This window comes from Streptomyces sp. NPDC005728 (assembly GCF_040630895.1).
Classification (GTDB): Bacteria; Actinomycetota; Actinomycetes; order Streptomycetales; family Streptomycetaceae; genus Streptomyces.
In genome coordinates, this window is the sequence record NZ_JBEXYL010000009.1 from 89,493 (window position 1) to 110,662 (window position 21,170).

Below are 21,170 nucleotides of genomic sequence, written 5' to 3' on the forward strand. Positions count from 1 at the left end.
CGGGTACAGCGCGGGAGGGCAGGTTCACGGCATGAGCATCATCGGTTGGATCATCCTGGGGCTCCTGGCCGGAGCCATCGCCAAGGTCCTGCTGCCGGGCCGTGACCCGGGCGGCTTCATCGGTACGACCCTCATCGGCATCGCGGGCGCGTTCATCGGCGGCTGGATCTCGGCCCGCTGGCTGGACCATCCGGTCAGCAAGCACTTCTACGACGGCGCGACCTGGGCCGCCGCGATCGGCGGCTCGCTCGTCCTGCTGGTCCTCTACCGCATCCTGTTCGGCAACTCGCGCGACTGACCGAAGGGTGGGCTCCACGGGGCGCCCACCCTTCCTGTTCTGACCTCCCGGCGTCCTACCGGTAGTTCACGAACTGCAGCGCGAAGTCGAAGTCCTTGCCCTTCAGGAGGGCGATCACAGTCTGCAGATCGTCGCGGCTCTTGGAGCTGACCCGCAGCTCGTCGCCCTGGACCTGGGCCTTCACGCCCTTCGGGCCCTCGTCGCGGATGATCTTCGCCACCTTCTTCGCGTTGTCCTGGGAGATGCCCTCCTCGATCGACGCGAAGATCTTGTACTCCTTGCCGGAGAGCTGCGGCTCACCGGCGTCCAGTGCCTTGAGCGAGATGCCGCGCTTGATCAGCTTGGACTGGAAGACGTCGAGGACAGCGTTCACCCGGTCCTCGGAGTTCGCCTCCATGAGGATCTTTTCCCCGGACCACGAGATCGAGGCGCCCACGCCCTTGAAGTCGTAGCGCTGCGAGATCTCCTTGGCGGCCTGGTTGAGGGCGTTGTCGACCTCCTGCCGCTCGACCTTCGAGACGATGTCGAAACTGGAGTCGGCCATGTCCTGTGGCTCCTTGTATCGGGGGGCGTATCGGGTGCGTGGCGGCGGCCGCCGAGCCCGGCATCACACCGGGCCGCATCCGCACCAGCCTAGCCACCCCGCGACCTGAGGGCCGCAGATCAATCGGGTGGCGAAGCACCCCTCGGCATCGGGTATCGTTTACGTCGTTGCCAGAGAGCGCCGCCGAAAAGCGGTTCGAACGGCAGCAACCCCGGCGGTGTGCCCGAGCGGCCAAAGGGAGCAGACTGTAAATCTGCCGGCTCAGCCTTCCCAGGTTCGAATCCTGGCGCCGCCACGCTGAGAGAGACCCCCTCTCACCAGGTTAAATGCCTGGTGAGAGGGGGTCTCTGCATTGCCCGCGCTGTTCGATTCGCTGTGGACGGGACGTGGACGTGTCTCACCTCGTACCGCCCATATCCCACCGTTGATCAGTGCGTGTCCCCCAGGTGTCCCCCGGAGGTGGGCATGATCACTCGGGTTCGTTCCATTCCCGAAGTGCTGCGTCGATCCGGCTGTTCGCACGCTCCCGGGTCTGGTCAAGGACCTTGGCGTACATCTTGTGCAGTACCGCGATGCTGTGTCCGGCCCGGCGGGCGCACTCCATGGCGTCCACCCCGGAACTGAGCCAGAACGACACCCCGGCGTGCCGGAGGTCGTACGGGCGGCGGGCCAGCAGCGAGGCAGTCTCCACCTCGCTCAACACGTCCTTCCGGGCCTTGGCCCACACCTCCCCGTAGCCGGTCTCTTGCAGCAGGCCACCACGATTCGTCCGGAAGAGCCGGCCGTCGGGCGCCGTGCCGTGCGTGGCGATGTGCTGCCGCAGCAGACGGACGAAGTGCGGCGGGATCGGCACCGGACGGGAGTCCTTCTTGGCACGGGCCTTGAGATGGCGAGTCTCATGCGCCGTTCCGTCGTCGGTCCAACTCCGGCCGGCCCGGACAACTCCCTGTCGAAGGGTGAGCATCCCCCACCCCATCTCCGGGAGGTGACACTGACTCACCCGCAGTCCGGAAGCCTCGGCGGAACGCATGGCCGCGTAGTACAGGCACCCGAAGAACGCTTCCAGGTGCCGCCCGCGCGGGCCCTGCTCACGCACCCCTGCCAACAATGCGCGGACCTGACGAGGGTTGGCGATCCGCGACGCACTCGCCTACTCCGCCCGCACCTGCCGCGCCCGGGAGAAGCGATTCGATCCAGAAGGCGGCCGACTTCGTCGGCGACGTCGGCGCCCCGATCGCCAACCTCGTCACTGCCGTGATCGGCTTGATCGCATAAGCCCCGTCCCGAGGGCGGTGTCCGCCGCGGCGCTGCGGGTGAGGTCCATCGTGCAGTTGAGTTCCTGCTCCCAGCGGGCCTTGTCCGGGCTGAGCCCGTACCACGTGAAAGAAGACTCCCCGTCATGACGCCTGCCGGCGGGAACACCTGACAACGACGACCACCGTCAGGAACACTCCCCACCATGGGCGCGGGCCCGGGGCAGTACTCGAGGCGCTGGCGGGCGCCGGTGGCACCACCATGGCGGGCATAGCAACAAGCTGGGCGGCACGTGAGCAGGCCGTAATCGCGGTACGAGCCGAGCAGCATCGCCAGAGACAGGAGCTGCGAGAGGCGGCGGGCGCGGCCGCGCCGTGGGCCATTTGTGGGCCAAGCCGACCGATCCCATAGGCGGCTCGGGACATCGGTGCAGGTCAGTGGGCACGATCAGTGCGCTACCGCAACGCTCTTGAAAACCGTCGTAGTGCAAGGCGGTGAGGAGCGGCATCCGTGGAGGGCAACGGGACCGTAGGCGTACGCCAATACCCCGCAACCCATGCGACGAGCCGTCTGGCTCGGGGACGGCGTCGGATCCCGCCAGCCTTCAGGCGCGGGGTGTCTCTCCCGTCTTCCCCCGCCAGTAGGCGAGGTTGTTGCGGGTGGTCAGGGTGGCGGGGTGGTCCTCACCCTGCACCCGAACTCGGTCGTCCAGTAGCTGCTTGAACGCGGCTGCGGCGCCGGCCGGGTCTCCCGTCTGCCCCTGCCAGTGGGCGAGGTTGTTGCGGGTGGTCAGGGTGGCGGGGTGGTCCTCACCCTGCACCCGAACTCGGTCGTCCAGTAGCTGCTTGAACGCGGCTGCGGCGCCGGCCGCGTCTCCCGCCTTCCCCCGCCAGTAGGCGAGCTCGTGGCGGGCGGTCAGGGTGGAGGGATGGTCCTCACCCAGCACCCGCAGCCGGTCGGCCAGCAGCTGCTCGTACGCGGCTGCGGCGCCGGCCGGGTCTCCCGTCTCCCCCTGCCATCGGGCGAGGTTGCTGCGGGCGGTCAGGGTGTCGGGGTGGTCCTCACCCTGCACCCGTACCTGGTCGGCCAGTAGCTGTTCGAACGCGGCTGCGGCGCCGGCCGGGTCTCCCGCCTTCCCCTGCCAGTGGGCGAGCTCGTGGCGGGCGGTCAGGGTGTCGGGGTGGTCCTCACCCTGCACCCGCAGCCGGTCGGCCAGTAGCTGCTCGTACGCGGCTGCGGCGCTGGCCGGGTCTCCCGCCTCCCCCCGCCACCGGGCGAGCTCGTGGCGGGCGGCCAGGGTGTCGGGGTGGTCCTCACCCTGCACCCGCAGCCGGTCGGCCAGTAGCTGCTTGAACGCGGCTGCGGCGCCGGCCGCGTCTCCCGTCTCCCCCCGCCACCGGGCGAGGTTGTGGCGGGTGGTAAGGGTGTGGGGGTGGTCCTCACCCAGCACCCGTACCTGGTCGGCCAGTAGCTGCTCGTACGCGGCTGCGGCGCCCGCCGCGTCCCCCGCCACCCCCCGCCACCGGGCGAGGTTGCTGCGGGTGGTCAGGGTGTGGGGGTGGTCCTCACCCAGCACCCGTACCTGGTCGGCCAGTAGCTGCTCGTACGCGGCTGCGGCGCCGGCCGGGTCTCCCGTCTCCCCCCGCCACCGGGCGAGGTTGCTGCGGGCGTTCAGGGTGTCGGGGTGGTCTTCACCCTGCACCCGCAGCCGGTCGGCCAGTAGCTGTTCGAACGCGGCTGCGGCGCCGGCCGCGTCTCCCGCCTTCCCCCGCCAGTAGGCGAGCTCGTGGCGGGCGGTCAGGGTGGCGGGGTGGTCCTCACCCAGCACCCGCAGCCGGTCGGCCAGCAGCTGCTCGTACGCGGCTGCGGCGCCGGCTGCGTCTCCCGTCTGCCCCTGCCAGTGGGCGAGGTTGCTGCGGGCGGCCAGGGTGTCGGGGTGGTCGGGGCCGAGGAGGTGGCCGGTGGTCTCGGTCAGGCGATGGAAGTGGGCTGCAGCGGCCGTGACCTGGCCGGCTTCGCCGAGGCTTCGTCCGGCCCGATACAGCACCGCATGCGCGTCGGGCTGGTACAGGGCATCTCCGGCGGCGCGGGTGAGGGTGGTGGCATTGGCGCGCAAAGCCTGGACGAGTTCGGTGTCGCGTTCGACGGCGGGCCAGGCGGCCAGGAGGGCGTCGGCGGCGGTGCGGGCGAGCCGGTCGTGCTGGCCGGGGGCGAGCGAGTCACGGGTGGCGCGCTGAATGAGCTGGTGGATGCGGACGGCTTGATGCGGGGTGGTGGGGGTGTGGTCGATGAGGCTGAGCCGATCCAGCGCTCGCAGGGCACCGACCGCCTCGGCCGCAGTGACAGACGCGGGAGTCTTGTCCCGCTCTTCTGGCTGCGACATGTGCTGGGGCGTTGTCTGAGAGCCGTCTTCGGTGCGGTGCTGGGTTAAGTGGGCGAGGGCAGGAGCGCTGGTCAGAGCGGTTTCGGGGATGCCGTTGGGGCTGAGGAACGCGGCGAGCTGGAGCATCGGGCGGGCCAGGCCGGCCGGGCGCAGGGTGTCGGCGCGGTCGACGGACAGTGACCAGGCTGCCGCTGCGGTCTGGGTCTGGCCGTCGGGCAGGACCTCCGGGGCGGCGTCGGCGAGCAGGGTGGCGCGGTCGGCCAGCAGGGCTCGGTAGGCGGCGGCGCTGATGCCGGCGTCGATGAGGTAGGCAGCGGCTTGCGACAACGCGAGAGGCAGGTGCCCTAAGTCCTGGGCGAGCGCGGTGAGCTGTTCGTCGGGCTCGTGACGGTTACGGGCGCCCAGTGCGGAGGTGAGGTAGGCGAGGGATTCGGCCTCGGTGAAGAGCCCGACCTTGATCAGACGGCCGGCCAGGGCGGCGTCCTGGCGGCGGGTGGTGACCAGGGTGCGGCCGTGCGGGCCGGCCGGCGGCCACAGCCCGTTCAGGTCGGCGGGGTCAGTGACGTCGTCGAGGACGACCAGCCACCGGCACGGCGCGGCGTTTGCCTTGGGTTCCAGCCAGGCCAAAAACGTGCGGGCCGCCGTTTCCCGGTCGACCGGGTCGGCGCCCAGGATCTCCACGGCGGCCTGCCTATACCCGGAGGCGGCTGCGGTGGCGTTGCTCGCGGTGATCCACACCAACACGTCCAGCTCACCGGCCTGCCAGGCTGTGCGGGCGTAGTCCGCGGCCAGCTGGGTCTTGCCGACCCCACCCATCCCGGCCAGCACCTGACCGCGCACCGTGTCCTGCCCCACCAGGACCGCGGCCTGTCCACCCGTGAGCGCCTCACGCAGCCGAACCACTTCAGCGCGGGTCTGGAAACAACCCGCCCGCGGCGGGATCACCCCCACCTGATGCGGCCACACGGCCATGGGACGCCGGGCGCCGTAGTAGTGGTGGTGTACATCCTCCTTGCCCGTGACCCGGCCGGTGAACACACCGCCACGGAAGTCAACGTGGTCCCCACCCTCAGCGCCGTACGGCGCCTCCCCGCCCGCCACCAAAACCCCCCGAACACGGTCGGACCCAGCACCCCGACCGTACCCGCGCACCCACCCCGGCCACCGGCAGTTCGCGACACAGAGCAGACCTGGAACAGACGCTGATTCCCCCAGGCATCCCTCAGCAGCACGCAGGGGCAAGCCTGCAGGTCACGGATAGCGGACTTACAACGGCTAACACAATGAGGTGGATCGGCCCTGGTCACCGTGTCCGGGCCGATAGTTGAGCGTTCGGTCCTGTGTGGGGACGTCGCCGTGGATCGTGTCGGATGACCTGTGGGATCGCCTGGAACCGCTGTTGCCGCAGCGCGAGCGACGCTTTCGGCACCCGGGCCGCAAGCCGCTGCCGGACCGGCAGGTGCTGTGCGGGATCCTGTACGTGCTGCACACCGGGATCCAGTGGGAGTACCTGCCGCAGGGCCTCGGCTTCGGCTCGGGCATGACGTGCTGGCGGCGCTTACGGGACTGGAACCAGGCCGGCGTCTGGCAGCGGCTGCACGAGGTTCTGCTGGCCGAACTGAACGCGGCCTCGCGGCTGGACTGGTCCCGCTGCGTGGTCGACTCCTCCCACGTCAGGGCGCTAAAAGGGGGAGTCAGACGGGTCCCTCGCCGGTCGACCGGGGCCGAGCCGGCTCCAAACATCACTTGATCACTGACGGGCACGGCACCCCGCTCGCGGTCCTGCTGACCGGCGGCAACCGCAACGACGTCACCCAACTGCTGCCCCTACTCGAAGCGATCCCACCGGTCCGCGGCCGGGTCGGCCGTCCCCGCCGCAAGCCGGACTCGCTGTTCGCGGACCGTGGCTACGACCACGACGTCTACCGCGACCAGGTCCGGGCCCGCGGCATCGTGCCCGCGATCGCCCGACGCGGCACTCCACACGGCACTGGGCTGGGTACCTACTGCTGGGTCGTGGAAAGGAGTTTTGCCTGGCTGCACGGCTTCCGACGCCTGCGGATCCGATGGGAACGGCGAGCCGACATCCACGAAGCGTTCCTGAAGCTCGCCTGCTGCCTCATCACCCACCGACAGCTCAGGGCATTGCGCTGACATTGGAATGCAAGGTCGTTACCCCCGGATGTCCGTGGCTCATGCCATGATCCGGCCTCATGAGTGACCGTTCGCTTTCGTCCGCCTGGCTGGCCACGTGGGCCGACAGAGTCTCGGGGACCCTGACGGAAATGACAGGCGAGTTCGAGCGTCGGCACGGCTTTCCCCCAGGCGCCAACGTGGTCCGGCCGGCCAACCGCGACGATCAAGCCGCGGCTCGCACGCTCGCCCAGGTGAGCCTCATTCCAGCTGACTTGGTCACCTTCTACGACAGCATCGGCGACGTCACTTGGGCAGACGTCGGCAACGGCTACTTCCTCGACCCGGCACGTGACGTCCTGCTGCGGATCCAGGAGTACGGCGTTGTCGCTGTCGAAGTGGACCAGACGGCCGGTGGCCTGGTCATTGGCTCGAATGGCGGCGGCCTGTCCTATGTCGCTGGCCCTGATGGGACGGTCTACCGGACGCGGACGGCGTCGCTGGACGAACCGGAACTCGACAAGGTGGCCGATGACCTGCGGCAGTTCCTGGAACTGCTGGAGCGATCCCTGGCACGGTTCGTCGCCGACGGCGGGCCGGACCACCTGTAGCCGCAGTCCTCGACATTCATTCTGTTAGCCGCTGTTAGCCCGCTGTAAACCTGTCGGCTCAGCCTTCCCAGGTTCGAATCCTGGCGCCGCCACACGGAACAAGGGCCCTGTGATCTGCGAATACAGCAGGTCACAGGGCCTTTGTCGTGCTCGCGAGTGATCAACCGACTGCCCTACGCCGTCTCGTGTTCGAGCGCCCCGTCTCGATGTGTATGGACGGAGCGCGGACGGGACTTCCGGCGCGCCCCCCCGCGTGCCGCGGGCGGGCTGAGGTCTTGGCGTTCGCCCTTGGCGCCGGCCCGGCTTGAGTGTGGTCAACGCCGCTGTGCGGGCTTCCGGCCCGGCCTAGCCGGTGTCCTGCACTGGTCCTCCGCGCGGGGTCTGGAACACGCGGCCGTACTCGCGCCTCCGTGTGCGGCAGCGTCGCCCGCTGGAATGCAGGATTCCAGACCTACTGGCGGCGCTGGTCAGTGCCAGTTGGTGTCGTGGGTGAGTCGGTTGTGGTGGGTGTCGTACTGGTCGACTGAGGTGATGGTGCGTCCGTCGGGGATGGGGGCGGCCCAGGCGCGGTAGGTGGTGCCGGGGACGGTGACGGTGGTGGCTTTGACCTGGGTGCCGTCAGAGAGGGAGATCACGCCGTAGGCGACGTCGGCTTCGGGGTTGGAGACCATGAGTCGGCTGCCGCTGAGGCCCTTGTCGTGCAGGCCCCACAGTCCCATTTCGCCTGCGGCGTGAGGGTCCTGTGTGCCGGTGACAGCCTGGCAGTCGGCCCAGGGGCCGCCCTGGTGGTCGATGCGGACGCCGCCGATGTACATGCGCTGGCACAGCAGTGATGTGCCCGGCGCCGTGGTTCCGTCGGGGAGTGTGGGCAGGGTGTAGCCCTTGGGCAGTGTCCGGTGGAACTCCAGTGCCACCGACCAACGGTGCCCGTCCACTCGGCCCCTGCCGATCACCTGCGTGACCACCTGAGGCACCTGCCGGTGAGCCGAAGCAGACCGCTTGGCAACGACGGAGGCGGGTGCGGACGCCGGGTGGACGGCCGGGTCCGACGCCGCCTCGCTCGCGGAGGCACCGAACGAGACCCCTCCGAGCGCGGCGACTGCGGCGGCCGCTATGGCTGCCTTCCTGGCAAAACTGAGAGCCACGGAGCATTTCTCCTTCAAAGCTGACGCCCGACGCCACGCCGGGCGGTCCTCGACGGCCGGCGCGCTGGGCCCGCGTGCCGACCTGCAGCGACCACCAGGAGCGGTGGCCGCGGCTTGGACGTCCGCCCGTAGGTACTCCCACACACTCACGGCGGGTTGCACGCCGCGCGACATCACTTCGCAACATCCCCGCTCGCTTGGGCCCGGGACCTACCGGGCTGCCAGGCCGGGCCAGGGAAAGCAGGCTTACTGTCGCTTGCCGGGCAGTGGGGCATCCATGGGGCGCCCGGCTGCCAGGCCGCCGTAAGGCCAGGCCATGGGCTCTCTGCCGCGCGGTCTGTAGATCTTCCGGCTCAGCCTTCCCAGGTTCGAATCCTGGCGCCGCCACACGGGAACAAGGGCCCCGTGACCTGTGAGAACAACAGGTCACGGGGTCCTTGTCGTGTGCCCTGGAGATCGGCGTGGTGTCTCACGCTGTCTCGGGTTCGAACGCCCGATCTCGGAGTGCGTGGACGGAGTGTGGACGGGATTCTTGGCCCGTCACCCGGCCTGCCGAAGCCGAGCGGAGATCTTGGCGTTGGCTGCCTCGTCTCCGTCCTTGAGGAACTTGGCGTACACCCTGAACAGGACGGCCACGCTGTGGCCGGCGCGCTCTGCCACGAGTTGAGGCTCCACCCCGGAACTGCACCAGGTGGACACCGTCGCGTGGCGAAGATCATAAGGGCGCTTGGCCAGTATCGACTCGAACTCGTCTGGGGTCAGGGCCCGTTCACGAGCCTCGGCCGAGACTTCGTCGTAGCCGGTGTCCTGAATCAGCCCGCCCCGCATCGTCTGGAACACCCGACCGTCGGGAGCCGTGCCGTACGCGGTGAGGTGCCACCGCAGCAGGGCGACCAGTTCGGGCGGGATCGGCACGTGCCGGACGGCACGTCGGGGCGGTGCTTCAGCCCGCGCTTGTCATGCGCCTCGCCGCTGTCCGTCCGGGCCGCGCCGGAGCGCGCGCGGGTTTCCCTCAGTCGGAGCAACCCCCACCCGCGCCGGGGCAGGTCGCAGTCCCGGCGCCGCAGACCGATGACTTCGGCCGGCCGCGCCGCCGCGTAGTAGATACAGCCGGAGAACGTCACGAGACGGCGGCCACGGGGGCTCTGGTCCCGCACGGCTGCGAGCAGCTTGGCTGCCTGCTCAGGTTCGGCACGCACTCGGGGTCCACTTCCTCCGCCACCTGCTCCGGTGCCTTCCGCTTGATGCGGGTGAGGGGGTTATCGGCAAGGAGTTCGGCCTCCACGGCGTACTCCAGGGAGTTGAAGAAGGCTTGCCCTCGCGGGCCGCCGTACTGAGCTGGACCGGGCGGCTCTCCGCCAGGCCCAGGGTGAGGAACGACTCCGAGTTCGTCGCCGCTTGGCTCCCGCGGTCTGGGACTGGTCCGTGCTGGAGTCGCGGACGCGGCACCAGTCCCGTTGGCCCTGAGTGACTCCTACTTTCCTGAGGAACTGGTCCGGGGCACGCCGCTCATGCTGCCGGAAGACGTGTCGGCTCCAGGTGGCGTGTTGGCCAGCGTGGGCCTCATCCAGGTCCGCTATCGGGATGCGATCTCCGTGCGGATGCCGACTCGCACGGAGATCGAGAAGCTCTCGCTGCCGTCGGCCACTCCTGTGGCGGTGCACATGCGCACGGGCTACGACAAGAACGACCGTCCCCTACGAGTAATGATCACGATCCTTCCTGGAGACCGTCATGTCATCAGCTACGACGTTTCGGCGGAGTGAGCGCGTCTCTCAGGAGCGAACAAGAGTGAAGGCCCTGCACAGCATCGATCCAACGTTGCCGACCGACCGACACCCCGAGCGGGTTTGGTACACCTCGTACGGCTCGAACGTGCACCTAGACCGGCTCGCCGCGTACATCCAAGGTGGCCGACCGCCCGGCGCGGCGAGGGAGTACCCGGGGTGCCGCAACCCGTCCATGCCAGAGCGATCCGTCCCCGTCGAGCTGAACGGGGCCATGTACTTCGCCACCGAGTCTCCTGTGTGGGGCGGTGGCAGGGCCTTCTACGACCCGCAGGCGAGCGGTTGCGTGCTAGCAAGAGCGCACCTGGTCACCACCGACCAGTTTTCCGATATCGCCGCCCAAGAGATGTACAGGGAACCCGGGGCGGGGCTGAATTTGGATGACGTGCTGACACAGGGCCGGGTCGTCTTGGGCGAGGGGCGCTACGAGACATTGGTGTGCGCTGGGCAGATCGAGGGCCTTCCCGTGCTGACCTTCACGGCACCCTGGGGCATGAGCGATGTTCCGTGGGTGGCTCCTTCGCCCGCTTACGTGCGGTTCCTGGCGACAGGGCTCCTGTCATCTGGCGCCTGGGATCTGGTAGCGATCGCTGAATACGTGGCGGCTTGCCCTGGCGCCCTGGATCAATGGTCGCAGCAGGCCGTGGCTGACCTGCTGCGCGACGATGACACCGAGCTGGGCATCCTGGAGTAGGGCGGGATGAGCACGACGAAGCCGCCCGCAGGTATCCCCCGTTGCGGGCGGCTCGTGCCGTAAGCGTTCAGAGATCGAAGTCGGCGACGGCGACGTAAGGCGTCCTAGGCCGCTGAACGACATCGGCAAAGCGCCGATGACGGGATTCGAACCCGCGTTACCCGCTTGACAGGCGAAGTAGCCGCAGCCTTCGCACCTGAACGATGCCTACCGTAGTGCGCCCCTCCCTCGCCTGGCACCCGATTTACCGGGGCCGTCGTCGTGCGTAGGTTCCGCTCGCGCCAAAAATCGAACACATGCTTGAATTTGGTCATGCGACCGATCCCCGACGACCTCGCCCAGGCACAAGAGGAGTGGCACGCCGCCTACCGGCAGCTCGCCGCATGCCCGCGCACGGCGCTGCGGCGGCGGCTGATCCGCCTGTCCTCGGAGGTGCTGTTCCACCCGTACTGGCAGGGGCGCGGGATGACTGCTCGGGCGGCGCTGTTCGCCCCCACGCAGGGAGGAAGGGGCTGACGATGAGTGGCCTCATCGCGTGCGGGGATGGTGCGCGTCATGTCCCTGCTGCCGCCTGACCCTCGTCGGCTCCGGGCGATCCTCGCGTACCTGGACGAGAGGATCGCTGAGAACGAGACCGTTGCCATCTACCTTCGGCTCCAACGCGAAGCCATTCGCAAAGCCTTCGCCGCCGCCGAACGGCAAGCCGCACCCTCGCCGCATCGGCCATCCCGGCCACAGCGCCCAGCGCCACCGCCCGCCGGCGAACCCGACTCCAGTGGCCCCCCGCCGACCGCATACGTCGTCGAGCCGAAGAATCATCCGAAGCACCACTTGCCCGCGCTCTATCACCTAGCCGACTGCACCATGCCCCGACGCAAGACGTCCTTCGTCACACCGGACCAGATCCGCATCGCGCTCCGTGACCCTCTCGGCTACCTCACCCCGTGCGAGTTCTGCGCGCCGGACAAGACGCTCGACCTGGCCGACTAGCCGACTAGGTGTTGTGCGGCCGTCCTGGCTGACCCCGCGGTCCTCCAACTCGCACACCTTGCGCACCCGCACTCGACCCATGTCCTCCAGGTAGTACTGGCGGAAGCGGAAGCGGAAGCGGATGCTGTGGTCCTCCGTCGCGTCGACCACGTTGATCGGCACCGTCACGAGACGGAAGCTGATGGCGCCGGACCAGTTGGTTCAGGGCATGGGAAATCTCCGCAGTAGCCCCAAGCGCCACCAGCCCTATGAGGGTTCATACACCCCGCATGCCTGCAATTGCCGCAGTCGTCACGCTTCAAACGTTCATTTGGGCCGCTTGAACGCAAAACTCAGGCTGTGCACGTATCCGCTGTTGTCGGCGCCGTGAATGGCATGGCTCACAAGCTGCCAGCCCTGACGGCCATGCTCCTCGAGCATCTTGGTGATCTCCGGCTCCCGCGGAGGGCTGAAGATCACGAACTTGTGCTCCCTCCCGCGATTCGCAACGAAGCACAGACTTGTGTGGACGACACGCGGCCGAGCGGACCACGCACTCAGGCTTGTGACGGCACTCGTGCAGGTCAGGACGCCAGTGGTTGGGGCGGCCAAGGGAGAGTGCAAATCTGCCGGCTCAGCCTTCCCAGGTTCGAATCCTGGCGCCGCCACACTGGGGAAGACCTCCTCCAACTGCGGAAACGCGGTCGGAGGGGTCTCTTCGTTTGCCCGGTGCACAGTGTTCGCCGAGTCCGTCGAGACGATTCCGGCACGCAGCGGGTGCTGCCGCACTCCGGCCCGCGCAACTCCGACCCTGCGCACCCTCGTTCAGGCGTGCGGCGGGCACACTGACGGCATGGCCTCCCGTCGCAGAACCTGTCCTGTGTGCCGTCGCGAGATTGCCGTCGTCGCGGGGCGCTTCGCGCGGCACGACCCGCCCGGGGCGCGGGAGGTCGGGGAACTCGTCTCGTGCTCCGGGTCGCGTCGGCAGGCCCAACTCGGGGCGGTCCAGCCGGCGTTGGACGGGTACGCCGTGCCGGACTTTCCCGGGCAGCTGCCTCTGTTCTGACGGGTGAACGGTCGGCGGACGGCCTCAGTTCCCCGCGACCGACTTCACCGCGACCGACACCGGCGTCGACCCGCCGACCAGCTCCAGCGTCAGACCGGCCGTCGCCGAGGTCTCCACCAGGTCCGCCAGTACGGCCGCCACGTCGTCCCGGGGGATCGGGCCGCGTCCGGTGTGGGCCTCCAGCCGGACCAGGCCTGTGCCTGCGTCGTTCGTCAGCGCACCGGGGCGCAGGATCGTCCAGTCGAGGGCCTCTTGCCGGGTGACGTACGCGTCGGCCTCGCCCTTGGCGCGCAGGTACACGTCGAAGATGTCGTCGCCCCGGTGTGCGGGGTCCGCGCCCATCGAGGAGACCACCACGAAACGGCGAACGCCCGCGCGGACGGCCGCGTCCGCGAACAGCACCGCAGCACCCTTGTCCACCGTGTCCTTGCGAGCCGTACCGCTGCCAGGGCCCGCGCCCGCCGCGAAGACCGCCGCGTCCGCGCCCTGCAGCCGTGCGGACACCTCGTCCACCGAAGCGGACTCCAGGTCGAGCAGGACCGGTTCGGCGCCGGCCGCCCGCAGATCGTCGCCCTGCTCGGCCTTGCGGATGATCCCTGCTACTTCGTCCCCGCGCGCGGAGAGCAGTTGCTCCAGCCGCAGCGCGATCTGACCATGACCACCAGCGATGACAATGCGCATGATTCCGACCGTACGCCCGAAGAGGCGCATCCGCCGCACGAGTTACGGCCGAGAGCGCGCCGTGGCGCAGGGGCGCATCGGTGCATGATCTGGGGCGCGCACGCGGGAACACGCGCCCCACGTGAAAACGGGCGCCCCCTCAGGACAACTCCTTGCGCCCCTGCCGCGGCAGCCCCAGTTCCGCCGCTGCCGCCGAGTTGCAGTACTCGCGGACCGCGCTCGTGCGGGCCACCACACGCCCCCGGTGCACCACGATGCGGCTGTAGGCGAGCGAGAGGGCGCCCGACAGTCGATCGCCGCGTACAGCGAGGAGTTCGGCGGGGAAACCGGCCTCCACGCGGACCTCGGGCAGGCCCAGGACCGCGCGGGCCGAGGCGCTCACCGCGTCGTAGGCGTCCTCGGGGCGCAGGCCGTGGGCGGATGCGAGGAGATAGGCGGCCTCCAGAGGGTCGCCGCGACCCACCGGGTTCGACACGTCCCGGAGCGCGCCGCTGCCGGCCGCCACCCGCACCCCGGCCGCGCGCAGCAGCCGTACCGGGGCCGTGCCCAGCCGGTCCGCGCCCCCGCAACCGCCCTGGGGCAGGCACACCACCGTCACGCCGGCCGCCGCGAGCTGCTCCGCGAGGCGGGTGGCAGCCTCGGCGGGCAGGCGCGCGAGACCGGCGCACGGACCGATCGTCACGCCGGGGCGCAGGCCACCCGCCATGGCCGCGATCCGGGACAGCCGGGCCGGGTCGGCGGCGTCCGTGTGCAGGTCCACCGGGCAGCCGTGCTCCGAGGCCACCTCCAGCACGGCCTCCACGTAGCCCGTCGGGTCCGGGTCCAGGTCCGGGCAGCCGCCCACCACGGAGGCGCCCATCTTGACCGCGTCCCGCAGCATCGAGAGCCCGTCGGCCCCGGCCGCCCCGGTCAGCAGGCGTGGCATCGCGACCGTGGTCAGCTCCGCGAGTCCGCGCAGGGAACGCCGCGCCTGCAGTACGGCGCCCAGCGCGCCCAGGCCCTGGACGTCGCCCACGCGCACGTGGGCGCGTACGGCCGTGGCCCCGTGGCCGAGTTGGAGCAGCGCCGCCTCTGTGGCCCTGCGCTGGACGTCCTCGGGGGCGTACGAGACCGGTCCGGGATGCTCGGCGGACAGCGCGGTGTCGCTGTGGGCGTGCGGTTCGGCCGGGGCCGGGAGGAGCAGGTAGCCGCCGAGGTCCACGCGCGCGGCGCCCTTCCGGGCCGGCCCCTGCGTCAGGCTGCCGGCCGTGCCGACCGCCTCGATGCGCCCGCCGCCCAGCCGTACGTCCACGGTCCGGCCGTCGGTGAGCCGCGCCCCGCACAGCAGCAGGGCGGCCGGGTCGGGCTGTCCGGAGGGCCCTGACGAGTTCGACGACGGGGGCGGCTGCGGCTGGCTGTCGGGCATCGGACTCCAGGGGTCGGGCTCGGGGCAGGACCACGTCAGGGGCTCACGGCCGCTGTGGACCCAAGATCACGCAGAGTGAGTCGAGCCTAGGGTGGCGAGCCGTGCAGGGCGCGGAGGAGCGCAATAGTCGTACCGGTGTGGCCCGCCCCCTGCGGGACGCCTTCCCGTGTGCTCGCCGAACGCTCTCCACACGCGCGTGGACGCGCGGCACGGGGCTTGCGAGGCTGCTGGGAGGGCGGGGAAACGACCGGGGAAGAGGGCTGCCCAGGGCGGCCGGATACGGATTTGGGTGAACGGCGGCGGACCGTGTAATGTCTTCATCGCTCGCCCCAATAGCTCAGTCGGCAGAGCGTCTCCATGGTAAGGAGAAGGTCAACGGTTCGATTCCGTTTTGGGGCTCTGGTGTGAGAGGTTCCGTCGCGAGGCGGGGCCGATCTCATCAAAGCGGTGTAGCTCAGTCGGTAGAGCAAGCGGCTCATAATCGCTGTGTCACCGGTTCAAGTCCGGTCACCGCTACTGACAGTAGCCGATTGCGGGGTCGGTCCTTCGATCGGCTACTCTTGTGCGTTGAATCAGTTCACCCGTTCGTCTTAGGAGCACTCACGTGGCTGCCACCGACGTCCGCCCGAAGATCACGCTGGCCTGCGTGGAGTGCAAGGAGCGGAACTACATCACCAAGAAGAACCGGCGTAACAACCCGGACCGTCTTGAGATGAAGAAGCACTGCCCGCGTTGCAATGCGCACACCGCGCACCGCGAAACGCGATAAATCAGGCTCGTACGTGAGGCCGCCCCCGCAAGCTGGGGGGCGGCCTCACGTCGTTTCACACGCGGCTGAGAACAGACACGCTGCCAAGACCAGGAGGTGCCGGGCCAATGGCGCTCGACCAGTCCTTCGTGGGGCGGACCTACCCGCCCACTGCGCCCTATGAGGTGGGCCGGGAGAAGATCCGCGAGTTCGCCGAGGCGGTCGGGGAGACCAATCCCGTGTACACGGACCCGGAGGCCGCCAAGGAGTTCGGTCACTCCGATGTGATCGCACCGCCGACCTTCGTGTTCTCCATCACCTTCCGGGCCGCCGGGCAGGTCGTCCAGGACCCTCAGCTCGGTCTCGACTACAGCCGTGTGGTGCACGGCGACCAGAAGTTCGCCTACACCCGCCCCGTGCGCGCAGGCGACCGGCTCACGGTCACCTCCACCATCGAGGGGATCAAGTCCCTCGCGGGCAACGACGTGCTGGACATCCGCGGCGAGGTGCACGACGAGGCGGGCGAGCCCGTGGTGACCGCCTGGACCAAGCTCGTGGCCCGCGCGGCCGAGGAGGCGTGAGGTACCGATGACGGCGAAGATCGCGTACGACGACGTCGAGGTCGGCACCGAACTGCCGGCGCAGACCTTCCCCGTGACCCGCGCCACGCTGGTGCAGTACGCGGGTGCCTCCGGGGACTTCAACCCGATCCACTGGAACGAGAAGTTCGCCAAGGAGGTCGGCCTGCCGGACGTCATCGCGCACGGCATGTTCACCATGGCCGAGGCGATCCGGGTGGTCACCGACTGGACCGGCGACCCGGGCGCGGTCGTGGAGTACGGCGTCCGCTTCACCAAGCCGGTCGTCGTGCCGAACGACGACAAGGGCGCGGTGATCGAGGTCAGCGGCAAGGTCGCGGCCAAGCTCGACGACAACACGGTGCGCGTGGACCTGACCGCCATGAGCGGCGGCCAGAAGGTGCTGGGCATGTCCCGGGCGGTCGTGCGACTGGCCTGACGGCCCGTACGAAGTGCTGAGGTAAGGGGCATCCGCCATGGCGGGGTGCCCCTTACGTATGCCTTCCTCCGGAAGCCCTCTTGTCAAGACGGTCGCAGAGGCGGGCTGCGGGTGCCGTCTCGCAGTGCTGTCCGTGCCGTCTCGTAGTCTTGAGCGCGTGCAGGAACTCCACGACGCCCCCCTGGCCCCGCTGACCACCTTCCGGCTGGGCGGCCCCGCGACCCGGCTGGTCACCGCGACGACCGACGCCGAGGTGATCGCCGCCGTCCGGGACGCCGACGACACGGGGACCCCGCTGCTGCTCATCGGTGGCGGATCCAACCTGGTCATCGGCGACAAGGGCTTCGACGGCACCGCCCTGCGCATCGCCACGACCGGCTTCGAACTGCGCGGCAGCACGCTGGAGCTGGCGGCCGGCGAGGTCTGGACGGACGCCGTCGCCCGCACCGTGGAGGCCGGGCTCGCCGGGATCGAGTGCCTGGCCGGGATTCCCGGCTCCGCAGGCGCGACCCCGATCCAGAACGTGGGCGCCTACGGCCAGGAGGTCTCCTCGGTCATCACCGAGGTGCTCGCCTACGACCGCCGGGCCGGCCAGACGGTCACGCTGACGAACGAGGAGTGCGCCTTCTCGTACCGGCACAGCCGCTTCAAGGCCGACCCCGGTCGCTATGTCGTGCTGCGCGTCCGTTTCGAGCTGGAGGACGCGGACGGCCTGTCGGCGCCGGTCAAGTACGCCGAGGCGGCCCGGGCGCTCGGTGTGGAGCCGGGGGAGCGGGCGCCGCTCGCCGAGGCCCGCGAGACCGTGCTGAAGCTCCGCGCCGGCAAGGGCATGGTCCTCGACCCCGAGGACCACGACACCTGGTCCGCCGGGTCCTTCTTCACCAACCCGATCCTCACCCAGGAGCAGTTCGCCGCGTTCCACGCGCGCGTGCGGGACCGGCTGGGCGAGGGCGTCGAGCCGCCCGCGTACCCGGCGGGGGAGGGCCGTACGAAGACCTCGGCGGCCTGGCTGATCGACAGGACGGGCTTCACCAAGGGGTACGGCACCGGGCCCGCCCGCATCTCCACCAAGCACACGCTCGCCCTGACCAACCGGGGCGGCGCCACCACCGAGGACCTGCTGGCCCTGGCCCGCGAGGTCGTCGCCGGAGTCCGCGAGGCCTTCGGGGTCACGCTGGTCAACGAGCCGGTGACGGTCGGCGTGAGCCTGTAGCCGCACACGGCCGTGACCCCGCCGAGCCCGGGCGCGTAAAGGCCCCGGGCGCGCAAGGGTCTCAAGGTAACCAAGTCCCCGGGCACCCAAGGTTCCGAGGCCGCCAGGGCTCAGTACGCGACACCCACCCCCTGCTTCACCGTCCCCGTGTTCTCGATCATCGAGAGCATCGCGTGGGCGACGTCCGCGCGCGCGATGAAGCGGCCCTTGCGCGGGAAGCCGCCGACGACCGTGCGGTAGCGGCCGGTGAGCGGCTTGTCCTGGAGGCGCGGCGGCCGTACCGACGTCCAGTCCGTGCCGCTGCCCGCCAGCTCGCTCTCCATCTCGCGCAGGTCGGCGTAGACGTCCTTGAGGATCGCCGACACCAGGCTCCGCATCCCGCGGTCCAGGAAGCCGTCGTCCGCAGGGGCCGGTCCGACCGGGCCGGCGCTGACCACCAGCAGCCGTCGTACGCCCTCGGCCTCCATGGCGGCGAGGACCGTACGGGTGAGCCGTGCGGCCACCCCCGCGTCCTTGGCGCTGCGTGCGCCGAGGCCCGACAGGACCGCGTCCCGGCCGGCGACGGCGGCACGAAGCCCTTCCGGGTCGGTGAGGTCCGCGCGGAACACGTCCAGCGCGTCCCCCGTGACGGTCAGCCGGGCCGGATCGCGGACGACGGCGGTCACCTGGTGACCTGCGCCGAGCGCCTGCCGGACGATCTCCTGGCCGATCCCGCCGGTGGCGCCGAAAACGGTGAGCTTCATGGCGACTCCCGTGCTCCATAAGGTGGGTGAGCGTTTACTCACCGCGATGTCTCCTAGAGTGGGTAAGCATTCACTCACTCGTCAAGCCCGATTGGACCTCCCATGGAGACGAAGCCGGCGCGTGTGCGCATCCTCGACGCCGCCCACGAGCTGATGCTCACCGTCGGACTCGCCCGTGCCACGACCAAGGAGATCGCCCGGGCGGCCGGCTGCTCCGAGGCCGCGCTCTACAAGTACTTCGACAGCAAGGAGGACCTGTTCGTCCAGGTGCTCACCGAGCGCCTGCCCCGGCTCACCCCGCTGCTGAGCAGCCTCGCGGCCGAGCCGGGCCAGGGCACCCTGGAGGAGAACCTCACCGAGATCGCCCGCCAGGCGGCCCTCTTCTACGAGCAGAGCTTCCCTATCGCCGCCTCCCTGTTCGCCGAGACACAGCTCAAGCGGCGGCACGACGACGCGCTGCGGAAGATCGGCGCCGGCCCGCACATGCCGATCGAGACCCTGGACGCCTATCTGCGCGCCGAGCGGGCCGCCGGCCGCGTCCGCGCCGACGCCGACACCTTCGCGGCCGCCTCGCTCCTCCTCGGCGCCTGCGCCCACCGCGCGTTCGCCTACGACGCCACCGAGAGCGGCACACGACCGCTCGTGGACGACTTCGCAGTCCGGCTCGCCCGCACCCTGCTGGGCGGGATCGCCCCGGGAATCTCCGTTGCGCAGGACGGCGGCAGGCCGCGACCCTGAAGCCATGAGGAAGCGCACATGCAGCTGAGGCTGCGCGAATTCAGGCCCAGGACAGGGCCGTACGAGCACCGTGTCGTCCAGCCCAGGCAGCCCCTGCGCCACACCTCACTGCGCGCCCCCGACCCCATCGGCCTGCTGTACGGCGACCACGACGGCCTGAACCGGCTGGCGGGCCTGTTCTCCTTCGCCGCCTACTCCCGGCACACCGTCGTCCACGTCCCGCTGCGCGACGGAGTCCCGCCCACCGAGGGCGTGGGCGACCGGGTCGACCTCGTCCTGGCCCACCACACCCTCGGCCTGCGCCCCAGCCAGTGGCCCGAACTGCGCCGCAAGCTGCGCCACGGCACCCCGCTGACCGTCCGCACCGACGAGGCACGCACCGGGCGGGACGCCGGGGCCTGGCGCGAGAGGCAGGAACGGCCGGGCTTCCGGGACGAGCTGCGGCACACCACGCACGCCCGCACGTTCTTCCTGTTCGGCAGCAGGGACGTGTTCGCCGAGACAGCCACCGGCTTCGCCTGGGCGGCAGGCTGGGGGCCGCGCCACAAGGGCGTCGTCAAAGGAGGCTCGGCGCTGATGGCGGGGCTGCCGTCGCTGGTTCAGCCGCCCGGCGGCGGGCATCCCCTCGAGGTTCTGATCTGTTTCAAGCCCTATCCGCCCTACGCCCACTTCAGACGGCCGGGCGAGCCAGCCAGTCGTCCACGCCGGCCAGCAGCCGCGCCCTGACGTCCTCCGGTGCCGCCGATGCCCGCACCGACTGCCGGGCCAGCTCCGCGAGTTCCGCGTCCGTGAAGCCGTGATGGTGGCGGGCGATCTCGTACTGGGCGGCCAGCCGGGAGCCGAAGAGCAGCGGGTCGTCGGCGCCGAGGGCCATCGGGACGCCCGCCTCGAAGAACGTGCGCAGCGGCACGTCCTCCGGCTTCTCGTAGACGCCGAGCGCCACGTTCGAGGCCGGGCAGACCTCGCAGGTCACGCCCCGGTCGGCCAGCCGCTTCAACAGCCGCGGGTCCTCCGCCGCCCGCACCCCGTGCCCGATTCGCGAGGCATGCAGGTCGTCCAGGCAGTCGCGCACCGAGGCCGGGCCGGTCAGCTCGCCGCCGTGCGGGGCGGACAGCAGGCCGCCGTCGCGTGCGATGGCGAAGGCGCGGTCGAAGTCCCGCGCCATGCCCCGCCGTTCGTCGTTGGACAGCCCGAAGCCGACCACACCCCGGTCGGCGTAGCGCACCGCGAGCCGGGCCAGCGTGCGCGCGTCCAGCGGGTGCTTCATACGGTTCGCCGCCACCAGGACCCGCATCCCGAGCCCGGTCTCCCGCACCGTCGTGTCCACCGCGTCCAGGATGATCTCCAGGGCCGGGATCAGACCGCCCAGCCGGGGCGCGTACGACGTCGGGTCCACCTGGATCTCCAGCCAGCCCGAGCCGTCCAGCAGGTCCTCCTCGGCGGCCTCCCGGACCAGCCGCTGGATGTCCTCCGGCTGCCTCAGGCAGGAGCGGGCCGCGTCGTACAGCCGCTGGAAGCGGAACCAGCCGCGCTCGTCCGTGGCGCGCAGCTTGGGCGGCTCACCGCTGGTCAGTGCCTCGGCCAGCGTCTCGGGCAGGCGCACGCCGTACTTGTCGGCCAGCTCCAGGACGGTCCCCGGCCGCATCGAGCCGGTGAAGTGCAGGTGCAGATGGGCTTTCGGCAGGTCAGAGAGATCACGTACACGCTCCATCCCAGGATCCTGCCGTACGCCCCGGCCGCC

The 21,170-nt window shown here is 70.1% G+C and carries 23 protein-coding genes, 3 tRNA genes and 2 pseudogenes; 17 read left to right on the forward strand and 11 right to left on the reverse strand.

Annotated elements, in window-relative coordinates; all coding sequences use genetic code 11:
* Positions 1 to 31: 31 nt before the first annotated feature.
* Positions 32 to 298, forward strand: coding sequence for a GlsB/YeaQ/YmgE family stress response membrane protein (locus tag ABZ471_RS09375; protein ID WP_359064216.1), 267 nt, complete (start codon positions 32 to 34; stop codon positions 296 to 298).
* Between the two features lie 55 nt (positions 299 to 353).
* On the opposite strand, the gene ABZ471_RS09380 is transcribed toward ABZ471_RS09375, so the two are convergent.
* Entirely contained in the window at positions 354 to 842 is a 489-nt protein-coding gene (locus tag ABZ471_RS09380) for a YajQ family cyclic di-GMP-binding protein (RefSeq protein ID WP_359064218.1), read from the reverse strand.
* Between the two features lie 213 nt (positions 843 to 1,055).
* Between ABZ471_RS09380 and ABZ471_RS09385 the strand changes: the two genes are divergently transcribed.
* Positions 1,056 to 1,137, forward strand: a tRNA-Tyr gene (locus ABZ471_RS09385).
* 174 nt (positions 1,138 to 1,311) lie between these two features.
* Here the strand turns inward: ABZ471_RS09385 and ABZ471_RS09390 are convergent.
* Positions 1,312 to 1,977, reverse strand: a pseudogene (locus ABZ471_RS09390) (tyrosine-type recombinase/integrase); the annotation flags it as partial.
* 723 nt (positions 1,978 to 2,700) lie between these two features.
* Positions 2,701 to 5,451: a tetratricopeptide repeat protein gene (locus ABZ471_RS09395; protein WP_359064326.1), complete on the reverse strand. Its 2,751-nt coding sequence runs from the start codon at positions 5,449 to 5,451 to the stop codon at positions 2,701 to 2,703.
* A gap of 370 nt (positions 5,452 to 5,821) precedes the next feature.
* Between ABZ471_RS09395 and ABZ471_RS09400 the strand changes: the two genes are divergently transcribed.
* Together ABZ471_RS09400 and ABZ471_RS09405 are read left to right on the forward strand one after the other, a co-directional pair.
* A protein-coding gene (locus ABZ471_RS09400) for an IS5 family transposase (RefSeq protein WP_359064220.1) occupies positions 5,822 to 6,633 on the forward strand; the annotation gives its coding sequence in 2 pieces (ribosomal slippage) (positions 5,822 to 6,145 and positions 6,148 to 6,633; 810 coding nt in all).
* Positions 6,634 to 6,764: 131 nt separating this feature from the next.
* Positions 6,765 to 7,223 carry an SMI1/KNR4 family protein gene (locus tag ABZ471_RS09405; protein WP_359064222.1) on the forward strand — a complete coding sequence of 153 codons (459 nt, stop codon included), beginning with the start codon at positions 6,765 to 6,767 and terminating at the stop codon, positions 7,221 to 7,223.
* A 467-nt stretch (positions 7,224 to 7,690) separates the two neighbouring features.
* Here the strand turns inward: ABZ471_RS09405 and ABZ471_RS09410 are convergent, their stop codons facing one another.
* Together ABZ471_RS09410 and ABZ471_RS09415 are read right to left on the reverse strand one after the other, a co-directional pair.
* Complete coding sequence (locus ABZ471_RS09410; protein WP_359064224.1) at positions 7,691 to 8,368, reverse strand: hypothetical protein; 678 nt, start codon at positions 8,366 to 8,368, stop codon at positions 7,691 to 7,693.
* Positions 8,369 to 8,908: 540 nt separating this feature from the next.
* Positions 8,909 to 9,283 (reverse strand): hypothetical protein, encoded by a 375-nt coding sequence (locus ABZ471_RS09415; RefSeq protein ID WP_359064226.1) that lies wholly within the window; start codon positions 9,281 to 9,283, stop codon positions 8,909 to 8,911.
* A gap of 542 nt (positions 9,284 to 9,825) precedes the next feature.
* Between ABZ471_RS09415 and ABZ471_RS09420 the strand changes: the two genes are divergently transcribed.
* The 4 genes from ABZ471_RS09420 (at position 9,826) to ABZ471_RS09435 (ending at position 11,839) form a co-directional block, all read left to right on the forward strand.
* Complete coding sequence (locus tag ABZ471_RS09420; protein WP_359064228.1) at positions 9,826 to 10,134, forward strand: UTRA domain-containing protein; 309 nt, start codon at positions 9,826 to 9,828, stop codon at positions 10,132 to 10,134.
* Between the two features lie 25 nt (positions 10,135 to 10,159).
* Complete coding sequence (locus tag ABZ471_RS09425; protein ID WP_359064230.1) at positions 10,160 to 10,849, forward strand: histone deacetylase; 690 nt, start codon at positions 10,160 to 10,162, stop codon at positions 10,847 to 10,849.
* A gap of 312 nt (positions 10,850 to 11,161) precedes the next feature.
* On the forward strand, positions 11,162 to 11,365 hold the full coding sequence (locus ABZ471_RS09430) for a hypothetical protein (protein ID WP_359064233.1): 204 nt from the start codon (positions 11,162 to 11,164) through the stop codon (positions 11,363 to 11,365).
* Between the two features lie 39 nt (positions 11,366 to 11,404).
* The gene (locus tag ABZ471_RS09435) at positions 11,405 to 11,839 is read left to right on the forward strand and encodes a DUF6233 domain-containing protein (protein WP_359064235.1); all 435 of its coding nucleotides are present in this window, start codon (positions 11,405 to 11,407) and stop codon (positions 11,837 to 11,839) included.
* A 21-nt stretch (positions 11,840 to 11,860) separates the two neighbouring features.
* Here the strand turns inward: ABZ471_RS09435 and ABZ471_RS09440 are convergent.
* Positions 11,861 to 12,022: pseudogene (locus ABZ471_RS09440) on the reverse strand (Ku protein); the annotation flags it as partial.
* Positions 12,023 to 12,145: 123 nt separating this feature from the next.
* On the reverse strand, positions 12,146 to 12,298 hold the full coding sequence (locus ABZ471_RS09445; RefSeq protein ID WP_359064237.1) for a DUF4177 domain-containing protein: 153 nt from the start codon (positions 12,296 to 12,298) through the stop codon (positions 12,146 to 12,148).
* A gap of 373 nt (positions 12,299 to 12,671) precedes the next feature.
* On the opposite strand from ABZ471_RS09445, the gene ABZ471_RS09450 reads away from it, so the two are divergent.
* Positions 12,672 to 12,884, forward strand: a complete 213-nt coding sequence (locus ABZ471_RS09450; protein WP_359064239.1) for a hypothetical protein — start codon at positions 12,672 to 12,674, stop codon at positions 12,882 to 12,884.
* 24 nt (positions 12,885 to 12,908) lie between these two features.
* On the opposite strand, the gene ABZ471_RS09455 is transcribed toward ABZ471_RS09450, so the two are convergent.
* Both ABZ471_RS09455 and ABZ471_RS09460 read right to left on the reverse strand, forming a co-directional pair.
* On the reverse strand, positions 12,909 to 13,565 hold the full coding sequence (locus tag ABZ471_RS09455; RefSeq protein ID WP_359064241.1) for an SDR family oxidoreductase: 657 nt from the start codon (positions 13,563 to 13,565) through the stop codon (positions 12,909 to 12,911).
* A gap of 139 nt (positions 13,566 to 13,704) precedes the next feature.
* On the reverse strand, positions 13,705 to 14,970 hold the full coding sequence (locus tag ABZ471_RS09460; RefSeq protein ID WP_359064243.1) for an amidohydrolase family protein: 1,266 nt from the start codon (positions 14,968 to 14,970) through the stop codon (positions 13,705 to 13,707).
* Between the two features lie 326 nt (positions 14,971 to 15,296).
* Here ABZ471_RS09460 and ABZ471_RS09465 point away from each other — a divergent pair.
* From ABZ471_RS09465 to ABZ471_RS09490, 6 genes are all read left to right on the forward strand, one after another.
* Positions 15,297 to 15,369 (forward strand) — tRNA-Thr (locus tag ABZ471_RS09465).
* 44 nt (positions 15,370 to 15,413) lie between these two features.
* Positions 15,414 to 15,486 (forward strand) — tRNA-Met (locus ABZ471_RS09470).
* Between the two features lie 88 nt (positions 15,487 to 15,574).
* The gene (rpmG, locus tag ABZ471_RS09475; protein ID WP_003948671.1) at positions 15,575 to 15,739 is read left to right on the forward strand and encodes a 50S ribosomal protein L33; all 165 of its coding nucleotides are present in this window, start codon (positions 15,575 to 15,577) and stop codon (positions 15,737 to 15,739) included.
* A 107-nt stretch (positions 15,740 to 15,846) separates the two neighbouring features.
* On the forward strand, positions 15,847 to 16,299 hold the full coding sequence (locus ABZ471_RS09480; RefSeq protein WP_359064245.1) for a MaoC family dehydratase N-terminal domain-containing protein: 453 nt from the start codon (positions 15,847 to 15,849) through the stop codon (positions 16,297 to 16,299).
* Between the two features lie 7 nt (positions 16,300 to 16,306).
* Positions 16,307 to 16,735, forward strand: coding sequence for a MaoC family dehydratase (locus ABZ471_RS09485; protein ID WP_359064247.1), 429 nt, complete (start codon positions 16,307 to 16,309; stop codon positions 16,733 to 16,735).
* Positions 16,736 to 16,892: 157 nt separating this feature from the next.
* Positions 16,893 to 17,948 (forward strand): UDP-N-acetylmuramate dehydrogenase, encoded by a 1,056-nt coding sequence (locus ABZ471_RS09490; protein ID WP_359064249.1) that lies wholly within the window; start codon positions 16,893 to 16,895, stop codon positions 17,946 to 17,948.
* A gap of 110 nt (positions 17,949 to 18,058) precedes the next feature.
* On the opposite strand, the gene ABZ471_RS09495 is transcribed toward ABZ471_RS09490, so the two are convergent.
* Positions 18,059 to 18,691 (reverse strand): SDR family oxidoreductase, encoded by a 633-nt coding sequence (locus tag ABZ471_RS09495; RefSeq protein WP_359064251.1) that lies wholly within the window; start codon positions 18,689 to 18,691, stop codon positions 18,059 to 18,061.
* A 102-nt stretch (positions 18,692 to 18,793) separates the two neighbouring features.
* Here ABZ471_RS09495 and ABZ471_RS09500 point away from each other — a divergent pair, with 102 nt between their 5' ends.
* Positions 18,794 to 19,429 (forward strand): helix-turn-helix domain-containing protein, encoded by a 636-nt coding sequence (locus ABZ471_RS09500; RefSeq protein WP_359064254.1) that lies wholly within the window; start codon positions 18,794 to 18,796, stop codon positions 19,427 to 19,429.
* 18 nt (positions 19,430 to 19,447) lie between these two features.
* Positions 19,448 to 20,155, forward strand: a complete 708-nt coding sequence (locus tag ABZ471_RS09505; protein ID WP_359064256.1) for a hypothetical protein — start codon at positions 19,448 to 19,450, stop codon at positions 20,153 to 20,155.
* On the opposite strand, the gene ABZ471_RS09510 is transcribed toward ABZ471_RS09505, so the two are convergent.
* A complete protein-coding gene (locus ABZ471_RS09510) occupies positions 20,100 to 21,140 on the reverse strand; it encodes an adenosine deaminase (RefSeq protein WP_359064258.1) in 1,041 nt (346 codons plus the stop codon). The genes ABZ471_RS09505 and ABZ471_RS09510 overlap by 56 nt on opposite strands.
* Between the last annotated feature and the right edge of the window lie 30 nt (positions 21,141 to 21,170).

Excerpts from the sequence above, each read along its gene's own strand:
- ABZ471_RS09375 (WP_359064216.1), top strand. The coding sequence starts at position 32 with ATGAGCATCATCGGTTGGATCATCCTGGGGCTCCTGGCCGGAGCCATC.
- ABZ471_RS09380 (WP_359064218.1), bottom strand. The coding sequence starts at position 842 with ATGGCCGACTCCAGTTTCGACATCGTCTCGAAGGTCGAGCGGCAGGAG.
- ABZ471_RS09395 (WP_359064326.1), bottom strand. The coding sequence starts at position 5,451 with ATGGCCGTGTGGCCGCATCAGGTGGGGGTGATCCCGCCGCGGGCGGGT.
- ABZ471_RS09405 (WP_359064222.1), top strand. The coding sequence starts at position 6,765 with ATGACAGGCGAGTTCGAGCGTCGGCACGGCTTTCCCCCAGGCGCCAAC.
- ABZ471_RS09430 (WP_359064233.1), top strand. The coding sequence starts at position 11,162 with ATGCGACCGATCCCCGACGACCTCGCCCAGGCACAAGAGGAGTGGCAC.
- ABZ471_RS09435 (WP_359064235.1), top strand. The coding sequence starts at position 11,405 with ATGTCCCTGCTGCCGCCTGACCCTCGTCGGCTCCGGGCGATCCTCGCG.
- ABZ471_RS09450 (WP_359064239.1), top strand. The coding sequence starts at position 12,672 with ATGGCCTCCCGTCGCAGAACCTGTCCTGTGTGCCGTCGCGAGATTGCC.
- ABZ471_RS09455 (WP_359064241.1), bottom strand. The coding sequence starts at position 13,565 with ATGCGCATTGTCATCGCTGGTGGTCATGGTCAGATCGCGCTGCGGCTG.
- ABZ471_RS09460 (WP_359064243.1), bottom strand. The coding sequence starts at position 14,970 with ATGCCCGACAGCCAGCCGCAGCCGCCCCCGTCGTCGAACTCGTCAGGG.
- ABZ471_RS09480 (WP_359064245.1), top strand. The coding sequence starts at position 15,847 with ATGGCGCTCGACCAGTCCTTCGTGGGGCGGACCTACCCGCCCACTGCG.
- ABZ471_RS09485 (WP_359064247.1), top strand. The coding sequence starts at position 16,307 with ATGACGGCGAAGATCGCGTACGACGACGTCGAGGTCGGCACCGAACTG.
- ABZ471_RS09495 (WP_359064251.1), bottom strand. The coding sequence starts at position 18,691 with ATGAAGCTCACCGTTTTCGGCGCCACCGGCGGGATCGGCCAGGAGATC.
- ABZ471_RS09500 (WP_359064254.1), top strand. The coding sequence starts at position 18,794 with ATGGAGACGAAGCCGGCGCGTGTGCGCATCCTCGACGCCGCCCACGAG.
- ABZ471_RS09505 (WP_359064256.1), top strand. The coding sequence starts at position 19,448 with ATGCAGCTGAGGCTGCGCGAATTCAGGCCCAGGACAGGGCCGTACGAG.
- ABZ471_RS09510 (WP_359064258.1), bottom strand. The coding sequence starts at position 21,140 with ATGGAGCGTGTACGTGATCTCTCTGACCTGCCGAAAGCCCATCTGCAC.